The organism is Arthrobacter sp. RAF14, assembly GCF_052114185.1.
Classification (GTDB): Bacteria; Actinomycetota; Actinomycetes; order Actinomycetales; family Micrococcaceae; genus Arthrobacter_E.
In genome coordinates, this window is the sequence record NZ_JBFREG010000001.1 from 1,121,010 (window position 1) to 1,140,362 (window position 19,353).

General features: G+C 67.8%; 16 protein-coding genes and 2 tRNA genes. 10 read left to right on the top strand and 8 right to left on the bottom strand.

Translation table 11 applies throughout. The annotated features are described in order from the left end of the window. Window positions 1-2: 2 nt before the first annotated feature. Complete coding sequence (locus tag AB4Y75_RS05295; RefSeq protein ID WP_441435266.1) at window positions 3-602, bottom strand: mechanosensitive ion channel family protein; 600 nt, start codon at window positions 600-602, stop codon at window positions 3-5. A 129-nt stretch (window positions 603-731) separates the two neighbouring features. On the opposite strand from AB4Y75_RS05295, the gene AB4Y75_RS05300 reads away from it, so the two are divergent. After that, window positions 732-1,715 carry an NAD-dependent epimerase/dehydratase family protein gene (locus AB4Y75_RS05300; protein WP_441434807.1) on the top strand — a complete coding sequence of 328 codons (984 nt, stop codon included), beginning with the start codon at window positions 732-734 and terminating at the stop codon, window positions 1,713-1,715. A gap of 9 nt (window positions 1,716-1,724) precedes the next feature. Here AB4Y75_RS05300 and AB4Y75_RS05305 read toward each other — a convergent pair whose 3' ends face one another. After that, a complete protein-coding gene (locus AB4Y75_RS05305; protein WP_441434808.1) occupies window positions 1,725-2,195 on the bottom strand; it encodes an OsmC family protein in 471 nt (156 codons plus the stop codon). A 136-nt stretch (window positions 2,196-2,331) separates the two neighbouring features. Continuing rightward, on the bottom strand, window positions 2,332-4,884 hold the full coding sequence (gene pepN / locus AB4Y75_RS05310; protein ID WP_441434809.1) for an aminopeptidase N: 2,553 nt from the start codon (window positions 4,882-4,884) through the stop codon (window positions 2,332-2,334). Between the two features lie 130 nt (window positions 4,885-5,014). Here pepN and AB4Y75_RS05315 point away from each other — a divergent pair, with 130 nt between their 5' ends. The 3 genes from AB4Y75_RS05315 to AB4Y75_RS05325 all read left to right on the top strand — a co-directional run bounded on the left by AB4Y75_RS05315 (window position 5,015) and on the right by AB4Y75_RS05325 (window position 7,474). Further along, window positions 5,015-6,025 (top strand): hypothetical protein, encoded by a 1,011-nt coding sequence (locus AB4Y75_RS05315; RefSeq protein ID WP_441434810.1) that lies wholly within the window; start codon window positions 5,015-5,017, stop codon window positions 6,023-6,025. A gap of 64 nt (window positions 6,026-6,089) precedes the next feature. After that, window positions 6,090-6,584, top strand: coding sequence for a ribose-5-phosphate isomerase (locus tag AB4Y75_RS05320; protein ID WP_441434811.1), 495 nt, complete (start codon window positions 6,090-6,092; stop codon window positions 6,582-6,584). After that, window positions 6,584-7,474, top strand: a complete 891-nt coding sequence (locus AB4Y75_RS05325) for an Fpg/Nei family DNA glycosylase (protein WP_441434812.1) — start codon at window positions 6,584-6,586, stop codon at window positions 7,472-7,474. Before AB4Y75_RS05320 ends, AB4Y75_RS05325 begins: the two co-directional genes overlap by 1 nt. Window positions 7,475-7,659: 185 nt before the next feature. Here the strand turns inward: AB4Y75_RS05325 and AB4Y75_RS05330 are convergent. After that, a tRNA-Gly gene (locus AB4Y75_RS05330) sits at window positions 7,660-7,730 on the bottom strand. Between the two features lie 118 nt (window positions 7,731-7,848). Here AB4Y75_RS05330 and AB4Y75_RS05335 point away from each other — a divergent pair. From AB4Y75_RS05335 to AB4Y75_RS05360, 6 genes are all read left to right on the top strand, one after another. Next, window positions 7,849-7,923 (top strand) — tRNA-Pro (locus tag AB4Y75_RS05335). Window positions 7,924-8,010: 87 nt separating this feature from the next. Continuing rightward, window positions 8,011-9,372 (top strand): trigger factor, encoded by a 1,362-nt coding sequence (gene tig / locus AB4Y75_RS05340; protein WP_441434813.1) that lies wholly within the window; start codon window positions 8,011-8,013, stop codon window positions 9,370-9,372. A 244-nt stretch (window positions 9,373-9,616) separates the two neighbouring features. Then, entirely contained in the window at window positions 9,617-10,210 is a 594-nt protein-coding gene (locus AB4Y75_RS05345; RefSeq protein WP_208189416.1) for an ATP-dependent Clp protease proteolytic subunit, read from the top strand. Between the two features lie 30 nt (window positions 10,211-10,240). Further along, window positions 10,241-10,900 (top strand): ATP-dependent Clp protease proteolytic subunit, encoded by a 660-nt coding sequence (locus AB4Y75_RS05350; RefSeq protein WP_441434814.1) that lies wholly within the window; start codon window positions 10,241-10,243, stop codon window positions 10,898-10,900. 141 nt (window positions 10,901-11,041) lie between these two features. Continuing rightward, window positions 11,042-12,319: an ATP-dependent Clp protease ATP-binding subunit ClpX gene (gene clpX, locus AB4Y75_RS05355; protein ID WP_441434815.1), complete on the top strand. Its 1,278-nt coding sequence runs from the start codon at window positions 11,042-11,044 to the stop codon at window positions 12,317-12,319. A 77-nt stretch (window positions 12,320-12,396) separates the two neighbouring features. Continuing rightward, window positions 12,397-13,002 (top strand): mycothiol-dependent nitroreductase Rv2466c family protein, encoded by a 606-nt coding sequence (locus tag AB4Y75_RS05360; protein WP_441434816.1) that lies wholly within the window; start codon window positions 12,397-12,399, stop codon window positions 13,000-13,002. A gap of 31 nt (window positions 13,003-13,033) precedes the next feature. Here AB4Y75_RS05360 and AB4Y75_RS05365 read toward each other — a convergent pair whose 3' ends face one another. From AB4Y75_RS05365 to gluQRS, 4 genes are all read right to left on the bottom strand, one after another. Next, the gene (locus AB4Y75_RS05365) at window positions 13,034-13,921 is read right to left on the bottom strand and encodes an Fpg/Nei family DNA glycosylase (RefSeq protein ID WP_441434817.1); all 888 of its coding nucleotides are present in this window, start codon (window positions 13,919-13,921) and stop codon (window positions 13,034-13,036) included. A 434-nt stretch (window positions 13,922-14,355) separates the two neighbouring features. Further along, window positions 14,356-15,462: a ribosome small subunit-dependent GTPase A gene (rsgA, locus tag AB4Y75_RS05370; protein WP_441434818.1), complete on the bottom strand. Its 1,107-nt coding sequence runs from the start codon at window positions 15,460-15,462 to the stop codon at window positions 14,356-14,358. A gap of 331 nt (window positions 15,463-15,793) precedes the next feature. Continuing rightward, window positions 15,794-18,409: a valine--tRNA ligase gene (gene valS, locus AB4Y75_RS05375; protein WP_441434819.1), complete on the bottom strand. Its 2,616-nt coding sequence runs from the start codon at window positions 18,407-18,409 to the stop codon at window positions 15,794-15,796. Window positions 18,410-18,447: 38 nt separating this feature from the next. Beyond that, window positions 18,448-19,341: a tRNA glutamyl-Q(34) synthetase GluQRS gene (gene gluQRS, locus AB4Y75_RS05380; RefSeq protein ID WP_441434820.1), complete on the bottom strand. Its 894-nt coding sequence runs from the start codon at window positions 19,339-19,341 to the stop codon at window positions 18,448-18,450. Window positions 19,342-19,353: the final 12 nt, after the last annotated feature.

Here is a 19,353-nt window from a genome sequence, read left to right on the forward strand (position 1 = left end):
CGCTACTGTCCTTCTTCCGTGCCGGGGGTGGTCTCTGCGGGGACGTAGTTGCCCTGCGAGCGGTTCCCCACCCTCATGATCTCACCATTGCGCAGGTACCAGATGGTGCCGTCGTCGCCCTCGACCTTGGTGATCCGCAGCCCCACGGCCTTCACCACACCCTCGACCTCGCTGGTCACGATGCGGTCCCCGATGCCGTACTGGTCCTCGAGGCTGATGAAGATGCCGGCCAGGTAGTCCCGGATGAGCTGCTGGGACCCGAAGCCGATCGCGATGCCCACCACCCCCACGCTGGCCAGGAGCGGAGCGATGTCCACTCCGAAGGCCTTGAGCACGTAGAACATGACGATCACCGAGATGACCACCGTGGTCACGCTCGTCAGCAGGGAACCGATCGTCTTGGCCCGCTGTTCCCTGCGCTGGCTCTCCAGAGCCTGCAGGGCCGGGGCGACCCAGCGGAAGCGCTCCTTCTTCAGGAACGTGATGCCACGGGCGATCCGTTTGGTGACCTTGCGGATCAAGTAGGTCGCCAGCGCCCAGACCAGCACTCCGACCGCGATGACGATCGCCACTTCGAGGAAATCGACGGACGCTCCTGTCATCACGATCGCCGCCTGCTCACTGCTGCCTGTCTTGAATGCCACTCGGATCCTTTCCATCGCCGTGTCCGTCGACCTCTGCCCTGGGCGGAAGTCATGGCTCCCACCACCCTAGCGTCGTAGCCTGGACGCATGCGCATAGCGATCCTGGGTGGCACCGCATTCCTGTCCTCCGAGCTGGCCCGGCAGGCCGTCGAGGCCGACCACGAAGTCCACATCCTCGCGAGGGGAGACAGCGGGACGGCCCCGGAAGGCGCCGTCTGGCACCGCGCCGACCGGGAGGAGGGAGCCGCCGCGCTGGATGGGCTGACCGGGGAGTTCGACGCCGTCGTCGACGTCACGCGCCAGCCTCACCACGCCGCCAGGGCGCTGGAGGCCCTCGCCGGGCGGGCAGGGCACTGGACGTTCGTCTCCAGTTGCTCGGTGTACGCCGCACACGATGTGCCGGAACGGGATGAGACGGAGGAACTCCTCGAACCTCTCGCCCCCGCTCAGCCCATGGCCTCGATGGAGGAGTACGGTCCCGCCAAAGTCCGCTGCGAACTCGAGGTGCTGGGTGCCCTCCGGGAACGGGCCCACATCAGCCGGCCGGGGCTGCTGGTCGGCCCCGGCGACCCGAGCGACCGTTTCGGCTACTGGCCCGCGCGCCTCTCTCAGGGAGGCCGCGTGCTTCTGCCCCGGGGTGAGCGGTCCAGTGTCCAGTACCTCGATGTCCGGGACTATGCCGCCTTCCTGCTGGCGGCGGCCGAGCGGGGAGTCGCCGGGACGTTCAACGCCGCGGGCGCCTCGCGCCCCTGGGTGGACGAGGTGGCGGAGTGGCTCAGGGTCTCCGGATTCGACGGCGAGCTGACCGTGGCCGAGGACGCCTGGCTCGACGAGCAGGGTGTCCCTCCGTGGGCCGGTCCGGAGTCGCTGCCCGTCTGGCTGCCGGCCGGCTACGAAGGCTTCATGACCCGCACCGCGGCGGGAGCGTCCGCCGCCGGGCTGCGCCAGCGTCCGCTCGCCGAGACCTGGGCCGACACCCTGGAATGGGAACGCCGGCAGGGCCTGGACCGTCAGCGGAAGGCCGGCCTCAGCGCGGCCCGGGAGCGCGAATTGCTGGCTCTGCTGGGCTGAGTCCCGGTCTCAGGCCCGTGCCGTGGGCTCGTGGTGCACGGGGAAATTCACGCTGTTGGCGATGAAGCACAGCCGGTTGGCCTCGTGGTGCATCTCGTCGGCCAGCCCGCGGTGGGCGGGGTCCGCCACCGTGACCTCGGGATGCAGGATGACCTCCTCGAACTGTCCGCTGCCGTCCCGGTTCAGGCGCATGATCCCGGTGGCATGGTCCCGGTAGGCCGTGACGGTCACGTCGTGCTGCACCGCCACGTGGAGGTATGACAGCATGTGGCACTGCGCCAGCGCGGTGAGCAGGAGCTGCTCGGGGTTGTAGCGCTCGGCGTTCCCGTGGAAGGTCGGGTCCGCGGATCCCGGCAACGGCGGCAGACCGGGCAGCTGAATCGTGTGGTCTCGGGAGTAGGCCCGGTAGGAGCTGGTGCCCGTGCCGAGGTTCCCCGTCCAGTCCACGGTGACGTCGTAATGATGCAGGTCGATGGCCATGTGCTCAGCCTAGTGCCGGGGCCCGGCCTCCGGGATGCCTGTACGGCGACGGCGGGTGGGCCACTCGCTGGAAGTGGCCCACCCGCCGTCGTCGGGGGATGCTGTGGCGGCGCCGCCGCTCAGGTCACCGCCGGGATCAGACGTCCGCGGCCTGAGCGCGGAGGGCACGCTCCACGGCGTCCCGGTTCTCCAGCAGGGTGCGTCGCAGCGCGGCGCTGTCCTCGTCCAGAGTGGCCAGGAAGGCGTTGGTGCGGTCCACCGTCTCCTGGGTCGTCTGGTACGCCGGGTACAGCCCCACCAGGATCTGCTGGGCGAGTGCCAGGGTGCGGCTCTTCACGATCCCGGGGACGGCCTCGAAGAACTTCTCCGCGTACGGTGCCAGGAGAGCGGCGTCATGCACGCGGGTGAATCCCGACACCGCGGAACCTTGGATGGCGTTGGACAGCTTGCCGTCCACCACGATCTCCTGCCACGCCGCGGCCTTGGCCTCGGGTGTGGCGATGGCGGCCTTGGCCAGGGCGGCGGAGTTCTGGCCGTTGGCGGTGTTGTCGCGCTCCAGCTCGGCGTCGATCTCGGCCTGGGCCGCTCGTCCGCCGACCACCAGAGAGGTCAGCAGCTCCCAGCGGAGGTCCTGTTCCACGGCGAGGCCGGGGATCTCACGGGTGCCGTCCAGGATCTCCGCCACGCAGTCCAGCTGGGCCTGGCTGCGGGCGTGCAGCGCGAAGGCCTTGATGAACTGGAGCTGGCTGTCGCTGCCCGGGGCCGCGTTCTCGGCGAGTTCCAGCAGCGTGTCGGCCGCCTCGATGATGGCCTGCTCTCGGTGCTCAGGGGCCACATAGAAGTTCAGGGTGGTGGCGAGCTGACGCAGCTGGATGAGGACCACGGAGGAATCCGTCTCCGCGCCGATGTTGTTCAGCAGCAGACGGAGGTACTCGCGTGCCGGGACCTCGGCGTCGCGGGCGGCGTCCCAGGCCGAGGACCAGACCAGGGTGCGGGGGAGCGACTCGGCGAAGGCTGAGAGGTGCTCCTGGGCGTAGCTCCACGACGCCGGGTCCAGCCGCACCTTGGTGTAGGCCAGGTCGTCGTCGTTGATCAGGATGAGGCCGTCGTGCACCGTGTCGACCAGCTCGGGGACGTCGGTGCGCTCGCCGTCCACGTCGAGTTCCAGGCGGCGGGTCCTCACCAGACGTCCCTCCGCGTCCAGCGAGTACAGGCCGATGGCCAGGCGGTGCGGGCGGAGGGTGGGGTGATCCTCCGGTGCGGTCTGCACGAGGGTGAAGGACGTGATGACGCCGGCCTGATCGAGTTCCAGCTCGGGCTTGATGGTGTTCACGCCGGCCGTCTCCAGCCAGAGCTTGCCCCAGTCGCCCAGATCGCGGCCACTGGCGGCCTCCAGCTCGACCAGCAGGTCGTTCAGCACCGTGTTCTTCCAGGCGTGCTTGGCGAAGTATGCGCGGACGCCCGCCATGAACTCCTCCTGGCCCACCCAGGCCACCAGCTGCCGGAGCACGGAGGCGCCCTTGGCGTAGGTGATGCCGTCGAAGTTGACCTCCACGTCCGCCAGATCGTTGATCGCGGCGAAGATCGGGTGCGTGCTGGGCAGCTGATCCTGGCGGTAGGCCCAGGACTTCTCGACCGAGGCGAACGTGGTCCATGCGTTGGTGAACGCGGTGTTCTCCACGGCCGCCAGGTGCGACATGTACTCGGCGAAGGACTCGTTGAGCCAGAGGTCGTTCCACCAGCGCATGGTGACCAGATCGCCGAACCACATGTGGGCGAGTTCGTGCAGCACGGTGATGGCGCGGCGCTCCACCTGGGCCTGGGGGACCTGACCACGGAAGACGTAGCCCTCCAGGATGGTCACGGCCCCGGCGTTCTCCATGGCGCCCGCATTGAACTCGGGCACGAACAGCTGGTCGTACTTCTCGAAGGGGTACGGGATGCCGAACTGCTTCTCGAAGAACTCGAAGCCCTGGCGGGTCAGCTCGAAGATGTTGTCCGCGTCGAGGTACTGCATGAGCGACTTACGGGCGAAGACGCCGAGCGGAACGGTCCGGCCCTCGGCGTTCACCAGTTCGCTGCGCACCGACTGGTACGGGCCGGCGATCAGAGCGGTGACGTAGGACGAGAGGCGCGGGGTGGGGGTGAAGCTCCAGAGCGAGCGGGCGCCGCCGTCCTCGCCGGCGGGCTGCGGGACCGGAACCGGCGTGGGGGAGTTGGAGACCAGATCCCAGTGCGCGGGAGCCGTCACGTTGAAGGTGAAGGTCGCCTTGAGATCGGGCTGCTCGAAGACGGCGAACATCCGGCGGGAGTCCGGGACCTCGAACTGGGTGTAGAGGTACACCTCGCCGTCCACGGGATCCACGAAGCGGTGCAGGCCCTCGCCCGTGTTCATGTACGGGTTCTCGGCGACCACGGTGAGGACGTTCTCGGCGGCCAGGCCGTCGAGCTGGATCCGCACGCCGTCGGACACCTGAGCGGGATCGAGTTCCGTGCCGTTGAGGATCACCTGGGACACGGTGTCGGTGACCGCGTCGATGAAGGTGGAGGCCCCGTCCTTGGCGGTGAAGCGCACCGTGGTGGTGCTGCCGAAGACCCGCTCGCCCCTGGTGAGGTCCAGGTCCACCGTGTAGGAGTCAACAGAAAGGAGCGCTGAGCGCTCCTCGGCCTCTGCTCGGGTGAGATTCATTCCTGGCAAGTTCTGCGCCTTTCCCTGGGGCTGATCGTGAGGAGCGCCACCTTTGGCGCCACTTTGAAGTTAGTGTTTCACAACTATGCCCGCTGACCGCTCCTCTCCGCCAGAGGGTAGCGTGAAGAACATGCGCAGTGCAGAAGGAGACGAAACACGACGTCGGCGTGACGGGGTGGTCGACTGGAGGACTCTGCGCTTCGCGGTCGGCTTCCCGGTGGTCCTGTCGGCCGCGTTCTTGCTGGCCGTGCAGGCCGTCGCGCGGCGCCTGCCGTCCCCCCTGGCCTTCCGCTGGGAGTCACAGGGCGGCGTGGCGTTCACGGACCTCCCCGGCTATCTCACCATGGCCGTTCTGCTCATCCTCCTCCCGTCCCTGCCCTTCCTGGTGGCTTCCGGTCTGACGAATCTGCCCGTCATCATGCGGCGGATCATGCTCTCCGTCGGCATCACCCTGAGCCTCTTCCTCTGCACCGTGGCCGCCGCTGGACTGGCGGGCCAGTTCGACCTGCCGGATGCCCGGGAATCACATGTGGACAACCTGGTGCTCCTGCTGGGCAGCGGAGGCGCCGTGGGCCTCGGGCTGCTGGTCCACTACGTCTACACGCCGCTGGCGCAATGGGACCCCCGGGACGACCGGGCCCTGCAACGTGAGCTCGCAGCCCTGGAGAATCCGGAGCTGGCGGCGGTGGAGGCGGCCGTCTGGGCGCGGCCGCGCACCTCCGTGCTCGTCATGACCGGCCTGCTGGGCGTGTTCCCGGCCGCGCTCGTCAGCATCGTCAACCCGTGGCTGGCCCTCGTGCTCCTGGTGCTCGCCATCGCCGCCGCGGCCCTTCTGGTCCTCCGGATCCGGGTGGACCGGGACGGGCTGGTGCTCCGCCTGGGTGGGTTCCTCACGGTGTGCCGGCTGTGGGCGGGGGACATCGCCGGGGCCGAGGCGCTCGAGGTGAGGGCCGCCGACTACGGCGGCTGGGGTCCGAGGACGGGGGAGCGGGGCCGCAGTTTCCTCGTGGCGAGCGGGGCCGCCGTCGTCGTGATGCCGGTGCCGGATGGCGGACACCCCGCGGTGACCTTCTCAGCGCCCGACCCGGAGGCGGCTGAACGCCTCGCGGCGGCGCTGCGCAGCATCGCCCGTCCCGCGTAACGTGCGGCCGGGCCGGGTAGGGTGGAGAGGACCGATTCCTCCTCAGATTTCCCCGGAGACCTACGTGACCGACACTGTTGTCAAGCCCCGCGTCCACATCGCCACCGACCATGCCGGAATGGAGCTGAGCGCCTACCTGGTGAAGCACCTGACCGAGCAGGGTTACGAGGTCATCGACCATGGGCCCACCGAGTATGACGCGCTCGATGACTACCCGGGCTTCTGCATCAACGCGGCCCAGGCCGTCGTGGCCGATCAGGCCGCCGGCGTCCACGCCCTCGGCATCGTCCTGGGTGGTTCGGGCAACGGTGAGCAGATCGCCGCGAACAAGGTCAAGGGCGTCCGCGCCGCGCTCGCCTGGAACGACTCCACGGCCCGCCTGGCCCGCGAGCACAATGACGCCAATGTGGTGGCCGTCGGAGGCCGTCAGCACAGCGTCGAGGAAGCGGCGGCCCTGATCGACGCCTTCCTCACCGAGCCCTTCAGCAACGATGAGCGCCACGTCCGCCGCATCGGCAAGATCGCCCACTACGAAGAGACGGGGGAGGTTCTGGCCTAGTGCCTGAAGGGCATTCGGTCAGGCGACTGGCCATCCAGTTCCACGACGTCTTCGCCGGTCAGCGCCTGGCGGTGAGCAGCCCTCAGGGGCGGTTCTCCGCGGGCGCTGCCCTGCTTGACGGGCGTCGCCTGCTCTCATCCGAGGCACATGGGAAGCAGCTGTTCCTGGGGTTCGAAGGCGACCTCTGGCTGCACGTGCACCTCGGACTGTACGGTGCGTGGGAGTTCGGCGGGGATGAGACCTTCACCGGAGCCTCGAGCATCGGCGCCCCGCGGAAGATCGGCGAACGGGAGGTCGCGGACAGCGGTGAGGACGTCTACACCGGTCCTCCGGCGCCCGTGGGCGCGGTCCGCGTGCGCCTGGTGAGTGAACATGGCTGGGCGGATCTGCGGGGCGCGAGCCGCTGCGACGCCGCCACCGGCCCCGAAGCGGCCGCCGCACGCGCCAGACTGGGGCCGGATCCCTTGCATCGCGGCCTGCCGGGCCATGAGCGCGACGGCGAGGAGTTCGCCCGCCGTCTGAGGTCGCGCCGCACCTCGGTGGGTCAGCTGCTGATGGATCAGGCCGTGGTGGCCGGAATCGGCAACATCTACCGCGCGGAGCTGCTCTTCCGGGCGGGCATCGACCCGGCCCGCCCGGGCACGTCGCTCAGCGCCGAGGAGGCCGCCGGGCTCTGGTCCGACGCCGAGCGATTGCTGGCCGACGGGGTCCGGGACGGCCGGATCATCACCACGGAGCCCGGGACCTGGTCGGGTTCCCGGCCCGAGGAGCACGAGGCCTTCTCGGTGTATCAGCGGCACGGAAGCGCCTGTCCGCGGTGCGGGACCACGATCGCTCTCCGCGAACTGGCCGGGCGCAAGCTCTACTGGTGCCCGGGCTGCCAGCACTGAACCATCGGCTCCATCGTTGTGTGCTCAGTTGTTGCGGGTTTCTCCGCCGAACACCCGCAACAACTGAGCACGCATCCCGCCTGAGTACACAATCCGGCTGAGTACGCCACTCGGCACCGAGCACACCGGCCGCGGTGCCCGGGCATGAAAAATGCCCCGGTTCACAGGAACCGGGGCATCGGGAGAGGGGACGACGGGAATCGAACCCGCGTAATCAGTTTGGAAGACTGAGGCTCTACCATTGAGCTACGTCCCCGTTGCGGGTTTGAGCTTAACAGCCGCCGGGGCCGATGGCAAAACGAATGCCTCCGCAGTGCGCCGATCCCGATTTAGGGAATGCGTCACGGTGGCCTATAGACTGTCATCTGCACTTACGGGGTGTAGCTCAGCTTGGCTAGAGCGCCTGCTTTGGGAGCAGGAAGTCGCAGGTTCAAATCCTGTCACCCCGACTCTGCGCACACATCTGCCATCGGTGCGTTCACAGCAATCCGGCGGCGCAGAACTGAATCCAGACACCAATCAGGAGAACGAACGCCGTGAAGAGCGCTGTCGAGAACCTTTCGCCCACTCGGGTCAAGCTCAATGTCGAGGTCCCCTTCGAGGAGCTGAAGCCCAGCATTGACGAGGCGTACAAGACCATCGCCTCCCAGATCCAGGTCCCGGGCTTCCGCAAGGGCAAGGTTCCGTCCAAGCTGGTCGACCAGCGTGTCGGTCGTGGCTACGTCCTCGAGACCGCCATCAACGACGGCCTCAACGGCTGGTACCAGCAGGCCGTGGCCGAGACGGAGATCCGTCCCCTGAGCCGTCCCGAGGTGGAGATCACCGAGGTCCCCGACCCTTCCGCCACCGATGGTGAGCTGAAGTTCCAGGTCGAGATCGACGTCCGTCCCGAGGTCGAGCTGCCCGATTACGCCGGCATCAAGGTCGAGGTCGCCGCCGCCGAGGCCACCGAGGCCGACGTCGACAAGGCTCTCGAGGACCTGCGTGGCCGTTTCGGCACCCTCGTGGCCGCCGACCGCCCGGCCGCCGACGATGACTTCATCACCATCGACATCGCCGCCAGCATCGACGGCGAAGAGGTCGACAGCGCCAGCGGCCTGTCCTACCAGGTGGGCTCCGGCACCATGCTGGAAGGCCTGGATGAGGCTGTCACCGGTCTGTCCGTCGACGAGGACGCCGTCTTCGACACCACTCTCGTCGGTGGCGAGCACGCCGGCACGAAGGCTCAGGTCAAGGTCGTTCTCAAGAGCGTCAAGGTCCGCGAGCTGCCCAAGGCCGATGACGACTTCGCTCAGCTGGCCTCCGAGTTCGACACCATCGCCGAACTCCGCGAGGACCTGGCCAAGCAGGCCGCCGAAGGCAAGCTCATGGAGCAGGGCGTCGAGGCCCGCGACAAGGTCCTGGACAAGCTCGTCGAGCTGATCGAGGTGCCGGTCCCCGAGTCCGTCATCGAAGAGCAGATCGAGCAGCACTTCTCCCCGGAGAACAACCACTCCGGCGAGGACCACGACACCGAGGAGCACCGCGCCGAGGTCAAGGCCAACTCCGAGCGCGCGTTCCAGAACGAGATCATCCTGGACGCCATCGCGGACAAGGAAGAGGTGGGCGTCTCCCAGAACGAGCTCATCGACTACCTGGTGACCACGGCTTCCCAGTACGGCATGGAGCCGAACCAGTTCGCCCAGATCCTCGACCAGGCCGGCCAGGTGCCGCTCATGGTCGCCGAGGTCCGCCGCCGCAAGGCTCTGGCCGTCGTGCTGGGCCAGGCCGAGGTCGTCGACACCGACGGCAAGGCCGTCGACCTGAGCGACTTCGTCAAGGGCCGCGACGAGCTCGAAGCCGAAGCCGCTGAGGCCGGCGAAGAGGCCGTTGAGGAAGCCGCCGACGCCAAGGCGTAAGCGCGACGACGACGGCGGGTGACCGCCGTCGCACGCTGCCTGACACGAAGGACCGCCGGAGGAATGATCCTCCGGCGGTCCTTCGTGCGTTGCGGCCGGCGCCCCGGTGCGCCTAAAGCGAACAGGGCCGTTTTGGCGAACAACCGCCCGTCGAAAACGGTTAGTGTCCAAGTAACCGAAATCCGTTTGCGGCCATCCACGAAAGAGGTAGGCAACCATGTCACAGCAAACACCGGCACCGCGCATGGCGAGTGTTGACCCTGCGGCGCAGGACAACTACATCTACAATCGCCTGCTCAAGGAGCGCATCATCTGGCTCGGCTCGGAGGTGCGTGACGAGAACGCCAACGCCATCTGCTCCCAGCTGCTGCTCCTGTCGGCCGAAGACCCCGAGAAGGACATCTACCTCTACATCAACTCGCCGGGCGGCTCCGTCACGGCGGGCATGGCGATCTACGACACCATGCAGTTCATCCCGAACGATGTGGTGACGGTGGCGACCGGTCTGGCCGCCTCCATGGGCCAGTTCCTGCTCTCCTCGGGCACCAAGGGCAAGCGCTACGCCACCCCGAACGCCCGCATCCTGATGCACCAGCCGTCCGGCGGCATCGGCGGCACGGCCTCGGACATCAAGATCCAGGCCGAACTGATCCTCCACATGAAGAAGGTCATGGCGGAACTCACCGCCGACCAGACCGGTCAGAGCGTGGAGACCATTCTGAAGGACAACGACCGGGACAAGTGGTTCACCGCCAAGGAGGGCCTGGAATACGGGTTCTTCGACAAGATCGCCGAGCACGCGGCCTCCGTGCCCGGCGGTGGCGGAACCAACAAGTAACATCGGACCGATTCGCAAGGAGTCACAGACATGAACTACAACTTCGGTTGGTCCGCGGGGAACCTGCCCAGCAACCGTTACGTCCTGCCCCAGTTCGAGGAGCGCACGCCGTACGGCTTCAAGCGTCAGGACCCGTACACCAAGCTGTTCGAGGACCGCATCATCTTCCTGGGTGTCCAGGTGGACGACGCCTCGGCCGATGACATCATGGCGCAGTTGCTCGTCCTCGAGTCGACGGATCCCGAGCGGGACATCACCCTCTACATCAACTCCCCGGGTGGTTCCTTCACGGCGATGACGGCGATCTACGACACCATGCAGTACATCCGCCCCGAGATCCAGACGGTCTGCCTGGGACAGGCGGCCAGCGCCGCCGCGGTCCTGCTCGCCGCCGGAACCCCCGGCAAGCGCCTCGCCCTGCCGAACGCCCGGGTCCTGATCCATCAGCCCGCGCTCTCCGGCGGACAGGGTGGCCAGGCCTCTGACCTGGAGATCCAGGCCAATGAGGTCATGCGGATGCGTTCGTGGCTCGAAGAGACGCTGGCCAGCCACTCCGGCCGCACGCCGGAGCAGCTGAACAACGACATCGAGCGGGACAAGATCCTGACCGCCGCGGAGGCCGTGGAATACGGCCTCGTGGACCAGGTCCTGGATTCCCGCAAGGTGAAGAAGGCCGCGATCACCCGCTGATCGTCCGACGTCGCCGGGGCAATTATTTGCCCCGGCGACGTCTGTCTTCGGCCAAAGTGTCGGAGCCCTGACTTAGAGTGGAATTACGACTGGAGCCCGGAGACACATCGTTCCCGGGTGGGCGACGAAGGGAAGTCCCTCATGGCTCGGATTGGTGAGAGCACGGACCTGCTCAAATGCTCCTTCTGCGGAAAGAGCCAGAAGCAGGTGCGCAAGCTCATCGCAGGTCCCGGGGTGTACATCTGTGACGAGTGCATCGAGCTCTGCAACGAGATCATCGAAGAGGAGCTGGCGGAGGTCAAGGACCTCGGCCCCATGGAGCTGCCCAAACCTCGTGAGATCTTCGACTTCCTGCAGCAGTACGTGATCGGTCAGGAGCCCGCCAAGCGCGCGCTCTCGGTGGCCGTCTACAACCACTACAAGCGCATCCGTTCGGGAGCTTCCGGCACCGCCCTCGGAGAGGGCCTTGACGAGGTCGAGGTCGCCAAGTCCAATGTTCTGCTGGTCGGCCCCACCGGCTGCGGCAAGACCTACCTCGCCCAGACCCTGGCCAAACGCCTCAATGTCCCGTTCGCGGTCGCGGACGCCACGGCCCTGACCGAGGCCGGCTATGTCGGCGAGGACGTGGAGAACATCCTCCTCAAGCTCATCCAGGCCGCGGACTACGACGTCAAGAAGGCCGAACACGGCATCATCTACATCGATGAGATCGACAAGATCTCCCGGAAGAGTGAGAACCCCTCCATCACGCGTGATGTCTCCGGTGAAGGCGTGCAGCAGGCCCTGCTGAAGATCCTGGAAGGAACGGTGGCCAGCGTGCCTCCGCAGGGTGGCCGCAAGCACCCCCACCAGGAGTTCATTCAGATCGACACCACGAACGTGCTCTTCATCGTCGCCGGCGCCTTCGCGGGCCTCGAGGAGATCATCGGCTCGCGGGCGGGCAAGAAGGGGATCGGCTTCGGCGCCCCGCTGCACTCCGCCGAGGACCACACGGACAACTACGCCGACGTGCTTCCGGAGGACCTCCTGAAGTTCGGTCTGATCCCCGAGTTCATCGGCCGTCTGCCCGTCATCACGAGCGTCTCCAATCTGGACCGCCCGGCGTTGATCCAGATCCTCACCGAGCCCCGCAACGCGCTGACCAAGCAGTACCAGAAGATGTTCCATCTGGATGGGGTGGAGCTGGAGTTCGAGCAGGAGGCGCTGGACGCCATCGCGGACCAGGCCCTCGAACGGGGCACGGGCGCCCGCGGTCTGCGCGCCATCCTGGAGGAAGTCCTCCTGCCGATCATGTTCGACCTGCCCAGCCGCGAAGACGTGGCCACCGTGGTCATCACCAAGGACGTGGTCACGGACAAGGCCGAGCCCACCATCATCAGCCACGAAGTCCGGGCCAAGCGCCGGAACAAGTCCGCCTGATCCCAGGACCCGGACAGGCCTGGAATTTCGAACAGCCCAGGTTCTGAACAACCCACACAGCAAGGAGAGCTTCCATCGTGGAACAGCAGCGTGCCGATTTCTGGTTCGATCCCGTATGCCCCTTCGCCTGGGTGACCAGCCGGTGGATCGGTGAAGTCGAACAGGTCCGTCCCATCAGCGTCCAGTGGCACGTCATGAGTCTCTCGGTGCTGAACGAGGGCCGCGACCTGCCGGAGAACTACCGGGCCCTGATGGATCAGGCCTGGGCGCCGGTCCGGGTCATCATCGCGGCCGCCCAGCGGCACGGTGAGCAGTACATCAAGCCGCTCTATGACGCCATGGGCACCGAGATCCACAACAACGGGAACAAGGACTACCCGGCCGTCGTCGCGAAGGCCCTCGCTGAAGTGGGCCTTCCGGCCGAACTGGCCGAGGCGGGACTGAACGACGAATTCGACGCCGCCCTGCGCGCCTCCCATGAGGACGGCATCTCCCGCGTGGGTCAGGACGTCGGAACCCCCGTGGTGGCCTTCAACGGCACGGCGTTCTTCGGCCCGGTCATGACCCGGATCCCTCGGGGTGAGGAAGCGGGCCGCATCTGGGACGCCGCCGTCACCCTCGGCGGATACCCGCACTTCTTCGAGCTCAAGCGGAGCCGGACCGAGAGCCCCGAGTTCGACTGATCCGGAGTTCCGCTCAACCCACGCTCCGCGGCTATTTCAGAAAGCGTGAGGTGCGGCGATCCGCCAGGATCTTGCCGTTCGTCTGGCACCTGGGGCAGTACTGCAGCGCCCTGTCTGCGAAGGAGACCTCCCGGACGGTGTCCCCGCAGACCGGGCAGGGCTGGCCGGCGCGCCCATGCACACGCATGCCGCCCCTTTTGGCGTCCTTGAGCTGAGCGGGCGGCTTACCGGAAGCTGACGTCACCGCCTGGCCGAGGACTTCCTCGATGGCGTGGAAGATCCGCGTCCGTTCCTCGGAGTCCAAGGACTTGGAGATTGCGAACGGAGAGATCCGGGCGGCGTGCAGGATCTCGTCGCTGTACGCGTTGCCGATGCCCGCGATCACCCCCTGGTTCCGCAGCAGGCCCTTGATCTGCTGCGAGCTGCCCACCAGGATGCCGTCCAGAGTCTCCTGTGTGAAGCGCGGATCGAGCGGATCAGGGCCGAGGGTGGCGATACCGGGCACCTCCTGCGGATCGCGGACCACATAGACGGCCAGGCTCTTCCGCGTGCCCGCCTCGGTGAGATCGAAGCCCACCTGGGTCTCCGCTCGGCCGTTCCGGGGCGGGACCGCAAAGGTCAGCCGCGCGGCGATGGGGCCCGAGCCGGGCCGGAGCGGTTTCGACGACGGGTTCTCGGTGAAGCGCAGCCATCCCGCCTTCGCCAGATGAAAGACGATGTGGATCCCGTCGACGTCGAGGTCCAGGAATTTCCCGTGCCGCGCGACGCCGGTCACGGTCCGGCCCTCCACGGCCGTGTAGGGCGGGTCCGCCGTCTTCAGCACGGCGAAGGACGTGATCCGCACGGACTCCACGACGGCGCCCAGGAGCTCGTCGTCCAGGAAGGCCCGCAGCCCGGTGATTTCTGGCAGTTCCGGCATGCCACTACTGTGCCACAGCGAGCGGTGCCAGGGGTCAAGGAATGGGGCGCCTGAGGACGGATCACCTGGAATCGGGGCACGGGACCGGAGCTGTCGTCCCACCCGAACGGCGTCCGCCGGAATAACAGCCGAGTAGTTCGCGGCAGCCCCTTGTCCTGCTCTGCGGGCAGGTTCACAATGGTGAGTACCACTCCGCAAGGAGAGGACGCGGAAGCCAGAGATTCAGAGATGAGAGACCCCTGACGCAGCCATCGGCGAAGTCGGGACCTCGCCGCCGGTGACGAGGCGGGAAGACCTGAAGATCCGAGGATTCCGCCAGACTGCTGGTCCGTCACCAGGCAGCCGAAAGTCGAAGCCCCACCGACGGCAACACGCCGATGGGGCTTCCCCTTTGCCCGGGCCCGGCCGGGACGGACGGCTTTCCGGTCGCCGTCTCAGCCTCGTCGGTCGCGGTTCTTCGCCAGCCCCCGTTCCTTGTTGAAGGCCCGGTGCTGATGGGCGCGTGACTTCATCTGGGCGAGCCGCTCCGAGCGCAGGCGGGCGTCGGTCCTCGCCGCCATGCGCTCCGCCTCACGCTGGAGCTTCCGGTAGCTCTGCAGGCGGCGCTCCGTCAGGCTGCCCTCCTCGATGGCCGCCCGGATCGCGCAGCCCGGTTCGTTCGTGTGCGCGCAATCGGTGAACCGGCATCGTGCGGCCAGCTCCTCGAGATCGGAGAAGACGTCGCTCACGCCTTCGTCCGAACCGGTGACCCCGGCGGACCGCAGGCCCGGCGTGTCCAGCAGGACACCACCGCCCGGCAGGGGAAGCAGCTCCCGCCAGGCCGTGGTGTGGCGCCCCTTGCCATCGACAGCCCGGACGTCTCCGGTGGCCAGCAGCTCCGCTCCCAGCAACCGGTTGCCCAGGCTGGACTTCCCGGCGCCGGAAGGACCGATCAGCACCACGGTGCCGTGGATCGCGGCACGGAGTTCATCGAGGCCTTCCTCGGTCTCGGCGCTCGTGGCGACGACGGGGACTCCGAGTGCCACCGGTCCGAGTTCCTCGAGTGCCGCCTCCGGATCCGGATGCGTGTCGGCTTTCGTCAGGGCCACGACGGGCGTGGCGCCCGATGCCCAGGCGAGAGCCAGGAGCCGTTCCGTGCGGGAATGTCGGAGTGGGCTCGCCAGCGAGACGGCCACCACCACGGTGTCCACATTCGCCGCGAGGGCCTGTTCCTGCGAACTTCCGCCGGCCGTCGCCCGGGCGAGCAGGGTCCGCCGGGGCAGGACGTCGCCCAGCCGGGCCGCCGTCGAGCCGGTGGCGGGCACCACCGAGATCCAGTCCCCGGTGGTCGGCCAGAGGCCGTGGCCAGGGGAGCCGAGCAGGTGGACACGTTCCGGCCCGTCGGCGGTGATGACCTCGGAGAGGCCGCGTTCGGCCCGCAGAACACGGGCCGGGAGAGTTCCGGGCTCGGCGAGCCCGGAAAAGGTTTCCTGCCAGTCCGCGTCCCAGCCGTGGGCGCGGAGCAGAGGGGAATCAAAGGTGTCATGCAGTGAAGAAGTCAATGCGGAGACTCTTTCGTGGAGGTCTCCTGCCGCAGGGTCCAGGCGAGGTGCGGTTCATCCCGAGGGGGACGGACGGCCGGTGGCGCGGGAAAAGGTGCGGCTCAGGCGGAGACGAGGGAGGTGTGGAGTGTCAGAGCGTCGCCGGGCACGGCGACAGGGAACGTGACAGTCATGGTCACGCCTCCTCAAAGCGTCTCGGACAGGCGGACGAAGCGCCTGAATGTGAAGCAACCCTAGCACGAACGCCGAAGGGGTGTCCCCGGAAATTCCGGGGACACCCCTTCGGCGTCGTTCAGGCCGGATGCCGGCGCGAGCGGACCAGCCGGGTGGATCAGTTCTGCGCGGGAACCTCAGCCGGAGCCAGCTCGACGTCGCTCACGGTCAGTTCGCCGTCGGCCTCCACGAGGGAGACCTCGCGTGCGTTCGCGGCGGCCTTCAGGTCGGCGAGGCCGGCCTCGAGCTGCGCGATCCGTACGGCGGACGCCGAGACGGTGGCCTGCAGGACCTCGGTGCGCTGCTTGACCTTCGCCTCCGACTTCGCCTTGCGCAGGCCGGAGAGGGCCTCTCCGACGGTGGCGAGCAGGGTGACGTCGCCGTCGATGCCGTCCAGCGGAGCGGGCCAGGGAGCGCGGTGGACCGAACCGGTGCGCCACCAGCTCCACACCTCTTCGGTCGCGAACGGCAGGAACGGCGCGAAGAGGCGCAGCAGCGCGTCCAGCGTGGTCGCCAGAGCGGCCAGCACCGACGCCTGTCCCTCTTCGCCCTGCGCACCGTAGGCGCGGTCCTTGATGAGCTCCACGTAGTCGTCCGTGAACTGCCAGAAGAACGACTCGGTCACCTGGAGGGCCCGGGCGTAGTCGTACTTCTCGAAGGCGTCGGTCGCCTGACGCACCACTTCGGCCAGCTGGGTCAGCAGACCGCGGTCCAGCGCGTTGGTGAGCACCGCGCCATCGCCGCTCAGCACGGAGGCCTCCGTGGCGCCGAGGTTCAGGACGAACTTGGACGCATTGAGCAGCTTGATGGCCAGGCGGCGGCCGATCTTCATCTGCGCGATCTCGTACGCGGTGTCCGCGCCGAGCTTGGCCGAGGAGGCCCAGTACCGCACGGCGTCCGAACCGAATTCATCCAGGACGGCGGTGGGGACCACCACATTGCCCTTGGACTTGGACATCTTCTTGCGGTCCGGGTCCAGGATCCAGCCGGAGATGGCCGCGTGCTTCCACGGCGCGACGTTCTGCAGGGCGTCGGCGCGGACCACGGAGGAGAAGAGCCAGGTGCGGATGATGTCGTGGCCCTGCGGGCGCAGATTGAACGGGAAGACCTTGGCGAAGAGGTCCTCGTCACGGCTCCAGCCGCCCACGATCTGAGGGGTCAGGGCAGAGGTGGCCCAGGTGTCCAGAACGTCGGCGTCGCCGATGAAGCCGCCGGGCACGCCGCGCTGATCCTCGGTGTAGCCGGGGGCCGCGTCGGCGGCGGGATCCACCGGGAGCATCTCGTCCGTGGGGACGATCGGGTTCTCGTAATCCGGGTTGCCTTCGGAGTCCAGGCCGTACCAGACCGGCACGGGCACGCCGAAGAAGCGCTGGCGGGAGACCAGCCAGTCACCGTTGAGGCCCTCGATCCAGTTCTCGTAGCGGGAGCGCATGAACGCCGGGTGGAAGTCGATCTCCCGGCCGCGCTGGATGAGGCGCTCACGGCGGTCCTCATCGCGTCCGCCGTTGCGGATGTACCACTGGCGGCTGGTGACGACCTCGAGGGGCTTGTCGCCCTTCTCGAAGAAGTTCACGGCGTGCATGATCTTCTTCGGTTCGCCGTCCAGCAGATCCTGCTCGCGCAGCATCTCGACCACGGCCTCCTTGGCGGAGAAGGCGGTCTTGCCGGCAATGCGGGCGTAGGCCTCGCGGCCGGCGTCGGTCGTGATCCATTCGGGGGTCTCGGCGAGGATGCGTCCGTCGCGGCCGATGATCGCTCGCGTGGGCAGCTGCAGTTCGCGCCACCAGGTCACGTCGGTCAGATCACCGAAGGTGCAGACCATGGCGATGCCGGAGCCCTTGTCCGCCTTGGCGAGCGGGTGGGCCCTGACCTCGACCTCGACGCCGAACAGCGGAGAGGTGACCTTCTTGCCGAAGAGCGGCTGGTAGCGCTCGTCGTCCGGGTTGGCGACCAGGGCGGCGCAGGCGGCGAGGAGTTCGGGACGCGTGGTCTCGATGAAGATCTTCTCGCCGTCCTCGGTGAAGAACGGGTACCGGTGGTAGGCGCCGGCGACCTCGCGGTCCTCCAGCTCGGCCTGGGCCACCGCGGTCCGGAAGGTCACGTCCCACAGGGTGGGGGCCTCGGCGAGGTAGGCGTCACCTGCGGCGTGGTTCGCCAGGAAGGCACGCTGGGAGACGGCGCGGGAGGCGTCGTCGATGGTCCGGTACGTCATGTCCCAGTCGACCGACAGGCCGAGGGTCTTGAACAGGTGCTCGAAGACCTTCTCGTCCTCGACCGCCAGGCGCTCACACAGCTCGATGAAGTTGCGGCGGGACACGACGTCCCAGTCACGCTGGTTCTTCGCCGGTTCGGCCGGGGGCTGGTAGCCCTCCTGGTACGGGATGGCCGGATCGCAGCGGACGCCGTAGTAGTTCTGGACGCGGCGCTCGGTGGGCAGGCCGTTGTCATCCCAGCCCATGGGGTAGAAGACGTTCTTGCCCTGCATGCGCTGGTAACGCGCCAGGACGTCCGTCTGGGTGAAGGAGAACATGTGGCCCACGTGGAGCGAGCCGGAAGCGGTGGGAGGGGGAGTGTCGATCGAGTAGACCTCGCCCCTGGTGGTGTCCTGCTGGAACTTGTAGGTCCCCTCGGCCAGCCAGCGCTCGGTGAGCTTGGCCTCCAGGCCTTCGAGGGCCGGCTTGTCGGGAACGGTGGTTGCTTCGGGCGTGTCTGTACCCTGCGTCGCATCAGTCATGAGAGCAATTCTTTCATGCCTGATGCGTGCGCCGGTCCTCAGACGAGTGTGCCCTGGAACACCCACGGCTCGCGGGGCAGCTCCGCGGGATCGAAGACCGCCAGGGCGTTCTCCAGCCCGCCGCCGGGCAGACCCAGCGAGTCGAGCAGAGCATCCCGGACCGCCGGGACGTCCCACCCGGCCGCGGCGAGGTCGCCGAGTGTCACGGCGCCGTCGCGCTTGGCGAGCCTCTTGCCGTCGGGTCCCAGGACCAGTGGCACATGGGCGTACGACGGCGGGGCGTGGCCCAGTGTGCGTGCCAGTCGCAGCTGGGTGGGGGTGGAGGTGAGCAGATCGTCGCCGCGGACCACCTGATCGACGCCCTGATCGGCGTCGTCGACCACGACCGCCAGGTTGTACGCGATGGCGCCGTCATTGCGGCGCAGGACCACATCATCCACGGGGCCCGCCTGCTCGCCCGCCACGGCGTCGGTGAAGCCTTCCGTGCCGCCGCCGGAGAGGAAACGCAGTGCCGCGGGGCGTTCCTGCCGCCGCTCCGCGCGTTCGGCCTCGCTCAGATTCTGGCAGGTGCCGGGGTAGAGCGGAACGGCGCCGTGGGCGGCGGAGGTGGCTTCAGCGATGTCACGGCGGGTGCAGAAGCACTCGAACGTCCGTCCCGCGCTGATCAGGGATTGCAGCGCGGCCGTGTGGAGTTCACCCCGTTCCGATTGACGGACGGCCGGACCGTCCCAGGTCACTCCCAGGGCCTGAAGGTCGTGGAGCTGTGACTCCTCGGCGCGGGCGCGGACCCTGTCCAGGTCCTCCACTCGCAGGAGGAAGGCTCGGCCGGTGCTTCGGGCGAAAAGCCAGGCCAGGATCGCGGTGCGGAGGTTGCCCAGATGAAGATCACCGCTGGGGGACGGGGCGTAGCGGCCGGCGCCGGAGGAGTTCACGGTGCCACTGTA

Excerpts from the sequence above, each read along its gene's own strand:
- AB4Y75_RS05295 (WP_441435266.1), bottom strand. The coding sequence starts at position 602 with ATGACAGGAGCGTCCGTCGATTTCCTCGAAGTGGCGATCGTCATCGCG.
- AB4Y75_RS05300 (WP_441434807.1), top strand. The coding sequence starts at position 732 with ATGCGCATAGCGATCCTGGGTGGCACCGCATTCCTGTCCTCCGAGCTG.
- AB4Y75_RS05305 (WP_441434808.1), bottom strand. The coding sequence starts at position 2,195 with ATGGCCATCGACCTGCATCATTACGACGTCACCGTGGACTGGACGGGG.
- pepN (WP_441434809.1), bottom strand. The coding sequence starts at position 4,884 with ATGAATCTCACCCGAGCAGAGGCCGAGGAGCGCTCAGCGCTCCTTTCT.
- AB4Y75_RS05315 (WP_441434810.1), top strand. The coding sequence starts at position 5,015 with ATGCGCAGTGCAGAAGGAGACGAAACACGACGTCGGCGTGACGGGGTG.
- AB4Y75_RS05345 (WP_208189416.1), top strand. The coding sequence starts at position 9,617 with ATGGCGAGTGTTGACCCTGCGGCGCAGGACAACTACATCTACAATCGC.
- AB4Y75_RS05350 (WP_441434814.1), top strand. The coding sequence starts at position 10,241 with ATGAACTACAACTTCGGTTGGTCCGCGGGGAACCTGCCCAGCAACCGT.
- clpX (WP_441434815.1), top strand. The coding sequence starts at position 11,042 with ATGGCTCGGATTGGTGAGAGCACGGACCTGCTCAAATGCTCCTTCTGC.
- AB4Y75_RS05365 (WP_441434817.1), bottom strand. The coding sequence starts at position 13,921 with ATGCCGGAACTGCCAGAAATCACCGGGCTGCGGGCCTTCCTGGACGAC.
- valS (WP_441434819.1), bottom strand. The coding sequence starts at position 18,409 with ATGACTGATGCGACGCAGGGTACAGACACGCCCGAAGCAACCACCGTT.